This window comes from Rhodococcus sp. NS-SX18 (assembly GCF_057367935.1).
Genome location: NZ_CM170633.1, coordinates 622960 through 636517, shown reverse-complemented (window position 1 = coordinate 636517; position 13558 = coordinate 622960). Strand labels below are relative to the sequence as shown.

The 13558-nt window shown below is 69.1% G+C and carries 14 protein-coding genes; all 14 read right to left on the bottom strand.

The window, feature by feature from the left end; translation table 11 throughout:
* Nucleotides 1-38 precede the first annotated feature (38 nt).
* The 14 genes from AC2IPW_RS02945 to folP all read right to left on the bottom strand — a co-directional run bounded on the left by AC2IPW_RS02945 (nucleotide 39) and on the right by folP (nucleotide 13554).
* Nucleotides 39-2564 (bottom strand): ATP-dependent Clp protease ATP-binding subunit, encoded by a 2526-nt coding sequence (locus AC2IPW_RS02945; RefSeq protein WP_010594602.1) that lies wholly within the window; start codon nucleotides 2562-2564, stop codon nucleotides 39-41.
* A 256-nt stretch (nucleotides 2565-2820) separates the two neighbouring features.
* A complete protein-coding gene (locus tag AC2IPW_RS02940; protein ID WP_486376241.1) occupies nucleotides 2821-4251 on the bottom strand; it encodes a phospholipase D-like domain-containing protein in 1431 nt (476 codons plus the stop codon).
* 220 nt (nucleotides 4252-4471) lie between these two features.
* Nucleotides 4472-4828, bottom strand: a complete 357-nt coding sequence (locus AC2IPW_RS02935; RefSeq protein ID WP_054371500.1) for a histone-like nucleoid-structuring protein Lsr2 — start codon at nucleotides 4826-4828, stop codon at nucleotides 4472-4474.
* Nucleotides 4829-4930: 102 nt separating this feature from the next.
* Nucleotides 4931-6439 carry a lysine--tRNA ligase gene (gene lysS / locus AC2IPW_RS02930; RefSeq protein WP_003935996.1) on the bottom strand — a complete coding sequence of 503 codons (1509 nt, stop codon included), beginning with the start codon at nucleotides 6437-6439 and terminating at the stop codon, nucleotides 4931-4933.
* Nucleotides 6440-6515: 76 nt separating this feature from the next.
* The gene (locus tag AC2IPW_RS02925) at nucleotides 6516-6959 is read right to left on the bottom strand and encodes a rhodanese-like domain-containing protein (protein ID WP_486376240.1); all 444 of its coding nucleotides are present in this window, start codon (nucleotides 6957-6959) and stop codon (nucleotides 6516-6518) included.
* 87 nt (nucleotides 6960-7046) lie between these two features.
* Entirely contained in the window at nucleotides 7047-7889 is an 843-nt protein-coding gene (locus AC2IPW_RS02920) for a type III pantothenate kinase (RefSeq protein WP_486376239.1), read from the bottom strand.
* Nucleotides 7890-7891: 2 nt separating this feature from the next.
* Nucleotides 7892-8329 carry an aspartate 1-decarboxylase gene (panD, locus tag AC2IPW_RS02915; RefSeq protein ID WP_003935999.1) on the bottom strand — a complete coding sequence of 146 codons (438 nt, stop codon included), beginning with the start codon at nucleotides 8327-8329 and terminating at the stop codon, nucleotides 7892-7894.
* A 31-nt stretch (nucleotides 8330-8360) separates the two neighbouring features.
* A complete protein-coding gene (panC, locus tag AC2IPW_RS02910; RefSeq protein WP_289381495.1) occupies nucleotides 8361-9302 on the bottom strand; it encodes a pantoate--beta-alanine ligase in 942 nt (313 codons plus the stop codon).
* Entirely contained in the window at nucleotides 9295-10230 is a 936-nt protein-coding gene (locus AC2IPW_RS02905; RefSeq protein ID WP_054371497.1) for a Rossmann-like and DUF2520 domain-containing protein, read from the bottom strand. The genes panC and AC2IPW_RS02905 overlap by 8 nt, the downstream gene beginning before the upstream one ends.
* Nucleotides 10231-10358: 128 nt before the next feature.
* Nucleotides 10359-11252, bottom strand: coding sequence for a DUF6779 domain-containing protein (locus tag AC2IPW_RS02900; RefSeq protein WP_486376238.1), 894 nt, complete (start codon nucleotides 11250-11252; stop codon nucleotides 10359-10361).
* A gap of 130 nt (nucleotides 11253-11382) precedes the next feature.
* Nucleotides 11383-11847 carry a DUF3180 domain-containing protein gene (locus tag AC2IPW_RS02895; RefSeq protein ID WP_003936003.1) on the bottom strand — a complete coding sequence of 155 codons (465 nt, stop codon included), beginning with the start codon at nucleotides 11845-11847 and terminating at the stop codon, nucleotides 11383-11385.
* Nucleotides 11847-12371 carry a 2-amino-4-hydroxy-6-hydroxymethyldihydropteridine diphosphokinase gene (gene folK, locus AC2IPW_RS02890; RefSeq protein ID WP_003936004.1) on the bottom strand — a complete coding sequence of 175 codons (525 nt, stop codon included), beginning with the start codon at nucleotides 12369-12371 and terminating at the stop codon, nucleotides 11847-11849. The genes AC2IPW_RS02895 and folK overlap by 1 nt, the downstream gene beginning before the upstream one ends.
* Nucleotides 12368-12736 (bottom strand): dihydroneopterin aldolase, encoded by a 369-nt coding sequence (gene folB, locus AC2IPW_RS02885; protein WP_003936005.1) that lies wholly within the window; start codon nucleotides 12734-12736, stop codon nucleotides 12368-12370. The genes folK and folB overlap by 4 nt, the downstream gene beginning before the upstream one ends.
* Nucleotides 12733-13554: a dihydropteroate synthase gene (gene folP, locus AC2IPW_RS02880; protein WP_052033950.1), complete on the bottom strand. Its 822-nt coding sequence runs from the start codon at nucleotides 13552-13554 to the stop codon at nucleotides 12733-12735. Before folP ends, folB begins: the two co-directional genes overlap by 4 nt.
* Nucleotides 13555-13558: the final 4 nt, after the last annotated feature.

Below are 13558 nucleotides of genomic sequence, written 5' to 3'. Positions count from 1 at the left end.
GCAATGGGTGCCGCCCGTCGGCGTTCGCTACAGCAGGACTACTCGGCGTCCTTGGCCAGGGCCACCGCCGGGGTGTCGGGCACCGCCGCCGGCTTCTCGCTCGGGGTGAAGGTGAACTTCGCGTTCTCGCCGGCACCCTCGCCGTCCCAGCCTTCGACGTCGACCAGGACGATCTGGCCGGGGCCGATCTCGTTGAAGAGGATCTTCTCCGAGAGCTGGTCCTCGATCTCGCGCTGGATCGTGCGACGCAGCGGCCGGGCGCCGAGGACGGGGTCGAAGCCGCGCTTGGCGAGCAGCGACTTCGCCTTCTCGGTGAGCTCGATGCCCATGTCCTTGTTCTTCAGCTGCACCTCGACACGACCGATCATCAGGTCCACCATCTCGATGATCTGCTCCTGGGTGAGCTGGTGGAAGACGATGATGTCGTCGATGCGGTTGAGGAACTCGGGCCGGAAGTGCTTCTTGAGCTCGTCGTTGACCTTGAGCTTCATCCGCTCGTAGTTCGACTCCGCGCCGGTGCCCTTGGTGAAGCCCAGGCCCACCGCCTTCGAGATGTCGGCGGTACCGAGGTTCGAGGTGAAGATCAGCACGGTGTTCTTGAAGTCGACCGTGCGTCCCTGGCCGTCGGTGAGGCGGCCGTCCTCGAGGACCTGCAGGAGGGTGTTGTAGATCTCCTGGTGGGCCTTCTCGATCTCGTCGAACAGAACCACGGAGAACGGCTTGCGGCGCACCTTCTCGGTGAGCTGGCCGCCCTCTTCGTAGCCGACGTAGCCCGGAGGGGCACCGAACAGCCGTGACGCGGTGAACCGGTCGTGGAACTCGCCCATGTCGATCTGGATGAGCGCGTCGTCCTCGCCGAACAGGAAGTTCGCGAGCGCCTTCGACAGCTCGGTCTTACCGACGCCGGACGGGCCGGCGAAGATGAACGAACCGGCGGGACGCTTCGGGTCCTTCAGGCCGGCGCGGGTACGCCGGATCGCCTTGGCGACGGCCTTGACGGCGTCCTCCTGGCCGATGATCCGCTTGTGCAGCTCGTCCTCCATACGGAGCAGACGGGTGGTCTCCTCCTCGGTGAGCTTGAACACCGGGATACCGGTCCAGTTGGCGAGGACCTCGGCGATCTGCTCCTCGTCGACCTCGGCGATGACGTCGAGATCACCGGCGCGCCACTGCTTCTCGCGCTCGGCACGCTGCGCGACGAGCTGCTTCTCCTTGTCGCGCAGGTTCGCGGCCTTCTCGAAGTCCTGCGCGTCGATCGCGGACTCCTTCTCCCGGCGCGCGTCGGCGATCTTGTCGTCGAACTCGCGCAGGTCCGGCGGCGCGGTCATCCGGCGGATGCGCATGCGCGCACCGGCCTCGTCGATGAGGTCGATCGCCTTGTCCGGCAGGAAGCGGTCGTTGATGTAGCGGTCCGCCAGGCTCGCCGCGGCGACCAGTGCCTTGTCGGTGATGGACACGCGGTGGTGCGCCTCGTACCGGTCGCGCAGACCCTTGAGGATCTCGATGGTGTGCTCGACCGTGGGCTCGCCGACCTGCACCGGCTGGAACCGGCGCTCGAGAGCGGCGTCCTTCTCGATGTACTTGCGGTACTCGTCGAGGGTGGTGGCACCGATGGTCTGCAGCTCGCCGCGCGCCAGCTTCGGCTTCAGGATCGACGCCGCGTCGATGGCGCCCTCGGCGGCACCCGCACCGACCAGCGTGTGCAGCTCGTCGATGAACAGGATGATGTCGCCGCGGCTGTTGATCTCCTTGAGGACCTTCTTCAGGCGTTCCTCGAAGTCACCGCGGTAACGGCTGCCCGCGACCAGCGAACCGAGGTCGAGGGTGTAGAGCTGCTTGTCCTTGAGGGTCTCGGGGACCTCACCGTTGACGATGGCCTGCGCCAGGCCCTCGACGACGGCGGTCTTGCCGACACCCGGCTCGCCGATGAGCACCGGGTTGTTCTTGGTGCGACGGCTCAGGACCTGCATCACGCGCTCGATTTCCTTCGCGCGTCCGATGACGGGGTCGAGCTTGCCTTCGAGCGCGGCCTGCGTGAGGTTGCGGCCGAACTGATCGAGCACCAGCGACGTCGACGGGGTGCCGGCCTCGCCACGGCTGGTGCCGGATTCCTGGGGCTCCTTGCCCTGGTATCCGGAGAGCAGCTGGATGACCTGCTGACGCACCCGGTTCAGGTCCGCGCCGAGCTTGACGAGCACCTGCGCCGCGACGCCCTCACCCTCGCGGATGAGGCCGAGCAGGATGTGCTCGGTACCGATGTAGTTGTGGCCGAGCTGCAGCGCCTCACGCAGGCTGAGCTCGAGCACCTTCTTGGCACGGGGCGTGAACGGGATGTGACCCGACGGGGCCTGCTGTCCCTGGCCGATGATCTCCTCGACCTGGCTGCGGACGCCTTCGAGGGAGATCCCCAAAGATTCGAGCGACTTGGCCGCTACGCCCTCGCCTTCGTGAATGAGGCCCAGGAGAATGTGCTCCGTGCCGATGTAGTTGTGGTTGAGCATCCTGGCCTCTTCCTGAGCCAGGACGACGACGCGCCGCGCGCGATCGGTGAACCTTTCGAACATCGCACTCCCTCACACTCTCCGGCCGACAGGTCCGGTACGCGGATCGTTCCGGACCCGGCTGCCGCGTTTCGCTCCGGCACTCGAGTCGTCGAGTGGAACCAGGTTCCACGACCCCACTCGACACTCTAGTTGCCGCCGTTTCGAGGCGCTGCCCCTCCACCCGATCGGCACCGGCGGCAACTCCGGTTACGAGGGGTAACGCTGCACGTCGACCCCGCGTTCCCACCTCCGTGTACGCCAGCAGCGAACACGCTGCTCAGCGGGGCATCAACCGGCGAATGCGCTGCCCGACGCGCTGCGGGGCGCGTTCGGGGTCGACGAGTTCGTTCTCCGCGAGGGGACTGTCCTCGTCGGCGACGGTGCCGGGCTCGAACCGCTCGAGCGTCCGGCCCGGTCCGCGCAGGCGTTCCACCGCGGCGACGAGCGAGCCTTCGGACCGGACCGCGGACGCGACGTCCTCCGGGGACACCCCCAGGTGTTCGGACAGCAGGCGCTCGCGCATCTCGACGACCGCACGGCTGATGTGGTCGCCCTCGTGGTCCGCCTCGACGAAGAGATCGCACTCGGTGTCGAAGCCCAGGGACCGGTTGTTCAGGTTCGACGAGCCGATGCGCAGCAGCACGTCGTCCATGACGACGACCTTCGCGTGCACGTAGATCGGTGCTCCGCCCGCGGTGACCGGGTAATAGGCGGCGAACCGCCCGTGGACGTCGGCGTTCCACAGCATGTGCAGCAGCTTGCGACGGGCACCGTCCATCGCTTTCTGCTCGAGCCACCCCTCGGCGTTGCGCGGCAGGACCAGCACGATCTGCGGGCCGTCCGGTTCGTGCAGCCGCTTCGCGAGGGCTTCGGCGAGGGTCCGGGACGCCAGGTACTGGCTCTCCATGTAGAGCGTGCGACGGGCGCCGGCGATCACCGCCAGGTAGAGGGCTTCGATCTCCCGGACCTCCGCCCGGTCGCGGAGTTCGGGCAGGGTGCGGGCGACGGCGACGTCGACGTCGCGCAGCGCCGGGCGCAACCCGTCGGGCCAGATGGTGTGGTCCGCCTCGACCGGTTCGAGGTCCTCGCCCGTCGCTGCTTTCCACCGGGCACGGGCCTGCTCACCGATCGCGTGGGCGGCCGCGCCGTCCACCGCCGTGGTGACGTCGTGCCACGGTCCGTACCGGCGGCCGTTCGGCTCCCGCCGGTAGCGGCTGTGGTCGGGATGCTCGCTGGTGTCCCACCGATCGACGGTCATGTCGATGCCACCGCAGAACGCGACGACGTCGTCGATCACGATGATCTTCTGGTGATGCGCCGCGCCCACCGGGTGGGCGCCGTCGATCTCGAGCCGGAGCCGGGGGTCGCTCAGCCAGTTCAGCACGAAGACGGGTGTCATCCCGCGCCCGATGGCGGCGAATGCGCCGATGTTCCACTTCAGCAGCATCACCTCGAGGTCCGGATGCCGGCGCGGCAGCCACTTGAGGAACGCACCCAGCCGGTTCGGGCCCTCGAGGGTCTTGTGATCGGGTTCGAACTTGATCCTCGTGTCGAAGTCCCACCCGATCAGGAGGATCCGCCGGCGCGCCTGCAGCATCGCCGACTTGGCGTACCGGAAATAGTCGGCGGCGTCGACGATGCAGGCGAGACGATCGGCCCGATCGATCCGCCAGCACGTCTCACCCGGGACGGCAATCCGCTCTGCCATGGCCGACACGCTACCCGGGAATTGCGCCCGCGCGCCGCGACGGGCGAAAGCGCGGGCCGTTGTGACGTTTGTCTCCGCTTCCCGGCCCCACACCGTTCCGAACGACCGCTCCGCTTTCGGACGAATAGGGGAACGTAATCCGCACACCACGACGACCGGGCGATATCCGCGACAGTTGTCGCGGATATCGCCCGGTCGTCCGGAAGACGGCGTCTACTGCTCAGTGCGCCTTGTTGTATGCCTCGATGATTTCGGCGGAGATGCGGCCCCGCGCCGAGACGGGCATGTCGTTGTTGCGGGCCCATTCCCGGATTTCCGCGGTTCGTTCCCGATCCGAACCACCACGCGCGGACTTGCGCGCCGGCGGCGCACTGGGCACGACCTTCGCGCGCTTACGGCCACCCACCTTGCGGGCATGGGTGACCCAGAACTCCAATTCTTCCCGGAGCTTGGCCGCATTTTCCTCGGACAGATCGATCTCGTAGGTGACTCCGTCGAGCCCGAATTCCACGGATTCGTCCGCCGCCGTCTCCCCGTCCACATCGTCGATCAGGGTAACGGTGACCTTCTTTGCCATGTGCTGCAAATCCTCTCGAATGAAGAAGCGCGGCCCCCCGCGGTACGAGACAACAATACCCGGGAATCAATTCATGGCAATACGGAAATCGAATGGGATCAATTACCGCGCCGGACGCACAATTGGGAACAGGATTGTTTCCCGGATTCCGAGGCCGGTCAGCGCCATCAGCAATCGATCGATTCCCATACCGGTCCCGGTCGTCGGAGGCATTCCCTGTTCCATCGCTGCGAGGAAATCCTCGTCGAGGACCATCGCCTCGTCGTCACCGGCGGAGGCCAGCCGCGCCTGGTCGACGAACCGCTCCCGCTGGATCACGGGGTCGACGAGTTCCGAGTAACCGGTGGCCAGTTCGAAACCGCGCACGTACAGGTCCCATTTCTCGGTCACACCGTTCTTGCTGCGGTGCTGCCGGGTGAGCGGCGAGGTCTCGACGGGGTAGTCCCGCACGAACGTCGGCTCGTGCAACTGGTCGCCGCACTGGTGCTCCCACAACTCCTCGACAAGTTTTCCGTGGCCCCAGCCCTTACCCTCCGGGACCTCGAGACCCACCCGATCGGCGAGCGCGTGCAACTCCTCGAGGGACGTGTCGGGCGTGACCTCGGTGCCGATGGCCGCGGACAGCGACGGGTACATCTCCATCACTTTCCATTCGCCGCCGAAGTCGTACTCGGTGCCGTCGGCGAGGGTGACGACGTGGGTGCCGAACACCGCCATCGCCACCTCCTGGATGAGCTCGCGAATCATCGTCGCCGAATCGTCGTACGTGCCGTACGCCTCGTACGTCTCGAGCATGGCGAATTCGGGCGAGTGCGTGGAGTCCGCACCCTCGTTGCGAAAGTTGCGGTTGATCTCGAAGACCTTCTCGATGCCACCCACCACGCAGCGCTTGAGGAACAGTTCCGGCGCGATACGCAGATACAGATCCATGTCGAGCGCGTTCGAATGGGTGACGAACGGACGCGCCGTCGCACCACCGTGCAGGGTCTGCAGCATCGGGGTCTCGACCTCGAGGAAGCCACGCCGCTCGAGAGCATTGCGCAGTTCGCGCACCACGGCGACACGCATGCGGGCGTTGGCGCGAGCCTCGGGACGCACGATCAGGTCGGCGTAACGCTGCCGGACGCGGGTCTCCTCGTTCATCTCCTTGTGCGCGACCGGCAGCGGGCGCAGGGCCTTCGCGGCCATCTGCCACGAGTCCGCCATGACACTGAGCTCGCCGCGGCGAGAACTGATCACCTCGCCGTGCACGAACACGAAGTCGCCGAGGTCCACCTCGTGCTTCCACGCCGCCAGGGACTCCTCGCCGACACCGTTCAGGCTGATCATCGCCTGCAACTGGGTGCCGTCGCCCTCCTGCAGCGTGGCGAAGCAGAGCTTGCCCGTGTTGCGGAAGAAGATGACCCGGCCGGCGACGCCGACCTGCTCACCGGTGACGGTGTCGGGCTCGAGGTCGGGGTACTTCTCGCGGATCTCCGCGAGGGTGTGAGTGCGCGGCACGACGACGGGGTACGCGTCCTTGCCCTGCGCCAGGATCCGTTCGCGCTTCTCGCGGCGGATACGGATCTGCTCGGGGGTGTCGTCGGACTGCTGAACCGGTGCATCACTCACGGGTGACCAGACTATCGGACCGCGTCGGACGCCCGCGCAGCACCGACGCGCCCGGGGACACCGGTGCCCCGGCGGATCAGTGTGCGGTGACGCGCGCCACGTCGTCCTCGACGTGCGGGGCAGCGGCGATCGCACCGGTCGCCCCGGCCGCCGCCAGGGCCGCGTACCCGCCGGCGAGACCGGTGACGCGGCGCAGACCGAGGGCCTGCAGCCCAGCGACGACCGTGTCGGTCTCCGCGCCGGAGGCCGAGACCACGACCCACTCGACGTCACGGTCGACAGCCACCGCCAGGCGCTCGTCGTCGGCTGGATGCAGACGCCGGGGCAGCAGGTCCGCAGAGATGGCCAGGGCGCCGGGCAAGGTGCCCTGGGCGGCGCGTTCGGCGTGGGTGCGGATGTCGACGACCACAGCGCCGCGCGCGACGGTCGCGGCCAGTCCGGCCGGATAGATGCGCTCGGTGGTGAGCTGGAGGGGGTGGGCGGGTGCGGCGACGAAGGATGCAGCAAGCGCAGTGCGCATGAGAGAGACTCCAGGAAGGTGTGAACGATCGAGGCGGACGTCAGCCTCGACAACACTCCTGGGCGCTCATGCAGCGGATCACGGCGACTATTCTTGCACAGGATCGCGGCGGGCGGAACCCACTGCGGCGGATCGGGCGCCGCGCCGTGCGAGATTGCGCTCGTACACCAGGCGCAGTCCCTCCAGCGTCAGGTCCGGCTCGTGATGCTCGAGCGTTTCGGATTCCGGCATGATCAGCGGCGCCCGGTCGCCGGTCCCGATGACCGCGACGCCGTCACCGTCGAATCCCCGCTGCTCGGAACGCACCAGCCGCACCAGTCCGTCGACCATCCCGGCGAATCCGAAAACCGCTCCGGACTGCATGCATTCGACGGTGTTCTTGCCGACCACGGCCCGCGGGCGCAGCAGCTCCACCTTGCGCAGCGCCGCGGACTGGGAGGCGAGCGCGTCCATCGACACCTCGATGCCGGGGGCGATGATGCCGCCGAGGAACTCCCCCTTCGCGGAGACCACGTCCACGCACGTGGACGTCCCGAAGTCCACCACGATGCACGGACCGTCGTAGAAGTGATGTGCCGCAAGGCTGTTGACGATGCGGTCGGCGCCGACCTCCTTGGGGTTGTCGACGAGCAACGGCACCCCGGTGCGCACGCCCGGCTCGACGACCACGTGCGGCACGTGTTCCCAGTAGCGGGCCAGCATCACCCGGATCTCACGCAGCACCGACGGAACCGTGGACAGCGCGGTCACACCGGTGATCTGATCGACGTATCCGCCGAGCAGACCACGGAAGATGAGCGCGAGCTCGTCGGCGGTCATCCGCGGATCGGTACGCATCCGCCAGTCCCGCAACAACTTCGCATGCGAGCCGCTGCCGGTGAACAGACCGAGTACGACGTTCGTGTTCCGGACGTCGACGGCGAGGAGCACTGCTACACCAACGAACCGGAGTCGAGCGTGGCGAGCATGCGCGGGGTGATCAGACCGGAACCCTCCGGCGCGTGCGCCGGATCGTTGCCGAGCTCGACCTGGCGGTTGTCCGCGTCGACGAACACCACGCGCGGGTTGTAGTCGCGGCACTCCTGCTCGTTCATCACGCCGTAGGCGATGAGGATGACGAGGTCACCGGGGCTCACGAGACGTGCTGCGGCACCGTTGATCCCGATGACGCCGGAGCCTCGCTCGCCCGCGATGACATAGGTTTCGAGACGGTTGCCGTTGTCGATGTCGACGATCGCGACCTGCTCACCCTCGAGCAGGTCGGCGGCATCCATCAGGTCCTGGTCGACCGTCACCGAACCCACGTAGTGCAGATCGGCGTGGGTCACCGTGGCGCGGTGGATCTTCGACTTCATCATCGTGCGGAACATGGTGTCTCCTCAGCTTTTCGTGCCGGTCGCGCTATCGGCGGGTGAGCAGGTCGTCGGGGGTGGACGCGTCGACCGGGCCGGTCTCGCGTTCGAGGAATCCGGTGCCGATTGCGACACCGACGTTGTCGATGAGCCGGGTGGTGCCGATCCGAGCGGCGATCAGCAGCCGGCCGTCGCCACGTTCCGGGGCGGGACCGAGATCCGCACCCCGCAGTTCGAGATAGTCCAGCTCCACCTCGGGCTCGGCGGCGAGCACCTCGCGTGCGGTGGTGAGCACGGCCTCCGGCCCGCCGGCGGCGGCATGCGCCCCGGCGACCAACGCCGCGGACAGCACGGTGGCGATCCGGCGCTGCTCCGGATCCAGGTAGCGGTTGCGCGACGACAGCGCGAGCCCGTCCTGCTCGCGCACCGTCGGCACGCCCACGACGCGGACGTCGAAGTTCAAGTCCTGCACCATTTGCCGGACCAGCGCGAGCTGCTGGTAGTCCTTCTCACCGAAGAACACGACGTTGGGCGCCGCGATCTGCAGCAGCTTCGCGACGACGGTGAGCATGCCCGCGAAGTGCGTCGGGCGGCTGCCGCCCTCGAGCTCCGCACCCAGGGGACCCGGATGGATCATGGTCCGCCTGCCCTCGGGGTACATCGCGGCCGCCGTCGGCACGAACGCCAGCTCGACACCGGCCTCGCGCAGCAGCGCGAGGTCCGCGTCGAGGGTGCGGGGGTACGCGTCGAGATCCTCACCGGCACCGAACTGCAGCGGATTGACGAAGATCGACACCACCACCACGGCACCGGTGAGCTTCGCCTGCCGGACGAGTTCGAGATGACCGGCGTGCAGGGCACCCATCGTCGGCACGAGTGCCACGGTGCGGCCGACCCCGCGCAGCGCCTTGGTGACCTTGGTCAGGCCGGCGGGATCGTGGTGCACGGTCAACTCGCCGCGCACGTAGCCGCCCTGTTGCGTTTCACTCACCGTGATCAGCCCCTTCGAGGATCTCCATCAGTTCCGGTTTCGCACCGGCCCGCTGCGCCGAACGCAGCGACATCGCCCGGTAGCCGGCGGCGATCCGAGAATCGACCTCGTCGAGCTCCCGCAGGTGCGTGGCCACGGCCTGCGCGTCGCCGCGAGCGACCGGACCGGTCAGCGCGGACGGTCCGCGGCGCAGCGCGTTGTCGAGCGCCGCCGACAGCAGCGGCTGCAGCACCCGCTCCGCGACACCACCGGGCGCGTCGTCGACGAGTTGCTGGCCGAGCAGTTCGTCACCCTCGAGCGCCACCCGTAGCGCCTCCACCGCATCGACCACGAGGGTGACGAGGTGGTTGCTGCCGTGGGCGAGCGCGGCGTGGTACAGCGCACGCCGCTCCTCCCGGACACGCACCGGTTCGCCGCCGATCTCGAGCACGAGGGACTGGGCGATCGCGTAGCCGATGTCGTCGGCGGCCGTGATGCCGAAGCACGCCGACGCGAGCCGGACGGTGTCCTCGTCGTGGCCGGTGAACGTCATCGCCGGATGGATGGCGAGCGGCACGACCCCCTGGTCGGCCAGCGGAGCGAGAACACCGACGCCGTTCGCACCGGACGTGTGGGCGACGATCGTGCCGCGCGATACGGAACCGGTGGCCGCGAGGCCGCGGACGAGAGCGTGGAGTTCCGAGTCCGGGACGGCGAGGAGCAGCAGGTCGCAGCGCGCGGCTACCTCGTCGACAGGGAGAATTTCGGTGTCCGGGAGCCGGGTGCGGGCGCGGTGCTTGGACTGTTCGGACACGGCGGAACAGGCCACGACCAGGTGGCCGACGCGTTCGAGTGCCGCGCCGATCGCCGTGCCCACCCGCCCGGCGGAAACGATTCCGACCGTCAGTCGTGCAGGCGCAGGCTCGTTGGTGATCCCGAAGGAAGTCACGGGAGTCCTCTCGTTCGTTCCAGTCCCGCTCGGCGGGTACCAGACGTTCCGATCGACGATAGCGCGGTGCGAGCGACCACGGCCACGGCTGAGAACGTGATCTGCGCCTCACCCGCCGTGGCGGGTGCTCAGCGCTCGGCGGACAGGGCGGCGAGGATCTCCGCGACCGTGCGCCCCTGGCTGTGCGCGCCCTCGCCCACGTCGTCCGACCGCCGCCGCCGGGCACGCCGGCCGGTGGGTTCGGCGTCGTCGTCCGCGTCCGAGGTCTCGTCCTCCGGCTGCGCCCCGGCGTCCCGGGGCTGCTCCGACCAGTTCTCGGGCTGCTCCGCCCGGGAGCCCGCGTCCTCGGGTTGCTCCGGCGGTGCCTCGGCTCCGGTCCGGTCGTCGACCGCGGCATCGACCTCGACCTCGACCTCGGCCTCGGTCCGATCCTGCCGTTGCGGGGCCGGCGACGCACCGGAAGCGGGCGTCGCCCCCGCCGGGCGGCGGGGCACAGCGGTCGTCGTGTCGCCGTCGGTGACCACCGTGGTCTCGGCGGTCACCGGCTCGTCGTCCGGTGACGCGAAGAACGGTCCCGCCGGACGAGGCGCGGCGGTGACCCGGAAGTTCCCGCCACCGAGCTCCTGCAGTTGCCCCCGGCCCGCCCACAACGCCGCACGGTCCTCGGGCAGCCGGCCGTCGAAGAGCACCTCGAGGTTGCGTCGCAGCGCACCGAGTTCGGCTCGCAGGGCGGCCATCTGGTCGGCGTCGATGCGCAGCTCCGAACGGACCTTCTCCTCGACCGTCAGCTCGTACTCACGGCGTGCCGCGATCTCCCGTTCGAGCTGCAATTCGTACACGGTCTGCAGATCCCGGACCTTGGCACGGTCCAGTGCCGACTCGCGTCGATACTTCGTCATGGCGATCGCGCCGACGGTGGCAGCCCACAGCGCGACCACCAGCCCGACACGCAACAGCTGGACGCTGTCGCTGAAGACCAGGAACAGCGACGCGATCAGCGCCAGGGCGAGCAATCCCGCCACGATCACAGAACTCGCGCTGCGCCGTGGCCGACGGCCCTTCCTCGTTCGCACCGGGGTCCCCATGGGCTCCAGACTACTGGGCGGGGCCGCCGTGTCCCGAGAGTCGAGCGCACCCGAGGCGCCGTCACGGTCAGGTCGCCGGCTCGTCCGGATCTTCCGGTGTCCGGCAACAATGTTCGAGCCACAACGCGGCGCCGGCGAGCGCCACGCCGGCGAGCAGCCCGACGATCACACCGGCACTGTCCTCGACCGCGGCCTGGAGCACCGGTCGCTGCGGCACCAGGTACAGCAGGAATCCCGCCCAGATGCCCGCGCTGGCCGCACCGACCAGTGCCGATGCCTTCGCGAGCGCCACCGCACGAGCTGCCGTGATGGGATGCAGCTGGTGCGGTCCGTCGCCGATCTCGTGCTTGCCGACCCGGGAGCGGATCACGAAGGCCAGCACCACCTCGACGATCGCGACCGGATACAGCGACGCTCCCGCGTAGACGGGAATCGGCGGCAGCGTGCCGTACAGGCCGCGCGCCAGCAGCCAGGCCGCGACGGCGGCGAGCACTGCCAGCGCCAGCAGGTCCCGGATACGCGTCGGCTTCATCACCGCGGCGGCTCCAGCCGGTGCTCGGTGCGGCGCACACCTTCGCGTTCGTCGACGTCGAGAGCCGCGAGCCACTCCGTCAACGGCCGCCGCATGCCGTCGGCGACCAGCGTCGCCTGCGGTTCGACGTCCCACCACGGGACGAGCACGAAGGCACGCAGGTGGGCGCGCGGATGCGGCAGGGTCAGTTCGGGGTCGTCGCTGAGAACCTCCCGACCGTCCGAGTCGTGGCAGGTGACCACATCCACGTCGAGGCTGCGCGGGCCCCACCGCTGTTCCCGGACCCGGTCGGCGGCAGCCTCGAGCTGCCGCCCCAGATCGAGCCAGCCGCGGCAGTCCAGCGACGGGTCCTCGGCGACGACGACGGCGTTGAGGAAGTCCTGCTGCTCGACCCCGCCCCACGGCGCCGTCGAGTACACCGGCGACACGGCCACGATTCGGTCGCCGAGGGCTTCGGTGACCGAGCGCAGATGCGCTGTCCGGTCCCCGATGTTCGAGCCGATGGACAGCACCGCCCGGCTCACGAGCCGCTCCGGGTGCGCTCGACCACCACCGCCACGTCGGCGAAGGTCAGCGGGATCGGCGCCGACGGCTTGTGCAGGGTGACCTCGACCCGGGTGACCCGCGAGTCGGTGAGGACGTCGTCGGCGATCTCACCGGCGACGGTCTCGATGAGGTCGCGCGACGGGCCCGCGACGATCGCGGCGGCCCGCTCGGCGAGGATGCCGTAGTGCAGGGTGTCGTCGAGGACGTCGCTCGCGGCAGCCGGTGCGAGATCGAGCCACGCGACGATGTCCACCAGGAAGTCCTGGCCGTCGCGCTTCTCGTGGTCGAACACCCCGTGGTGGCCGCGGACCCGCAGTCCGCGCAGTTCGATCCGGTCGCTCACGCCGATCCTCCCGCCGCACTGCCGCGCTGCCACGCTCCGACGACGGCGACAGCGTCCAGCGACGCCCGCACGTCGTGCACGCGCACCCCCCAGGCGCCGTGCTCCGCCGCGAGCGCCGACACGACGGCCGTGGCCACCTCGCGGCCACCGGGTGGCCGGATCGTGCCGTCGGGGGCGGCGAGCAGGGAACCGAGGAAGCGTTTGCGCGACGCACCGATCAGCACCGGGTAGCCGAGTTCGGTGAGTTCGGGCAGGCGATGCAGCAGTTCCCAGTTGTGGTCGGCGTCCTTCACGAAGCCGAGACCGGGATCGAGGATGATGTTCGCCGGATCGACCCCGGCGGCGATCGCGGCGTCCACCTGCACCATCAGCTCCCCCCGAACTTCACGGACCACGTCGTCGTAGTGGGTGGATCCGCCGGCGTGCACGAAGCCGCCGGCGGGCCGCCAGTGCATGAGGATCCACGGCACGCCGGCCGCGGCCACGACCGCGGCCATGCGAGAGTCGGCGCGTCCGCCCGAGACGTCGTTGACGATGGTGACCCCGGCCTCGATCGCCGCCTCGGCCACGGACGCCCGCATGGTGTCGACGCTGGTGGGAATTCCGGCGGCGCTCAACGCGGCGACGACCGGGGCGACCCGCCCGGCCTCGACCTCCGGGTCGACGCGAGCCGCTCCGGGACGGGTGGATTCCCCACCGACGTCGACGATGTCCACACCGAGGTCACGCAGTTCCAGGCCGTGCGCGATCGCCGCGTCACGGTCGAGGTACCGGCCGCCGTCCGAGAACGAATCCCGCGTCACGTTCAGCACGCCCATCACC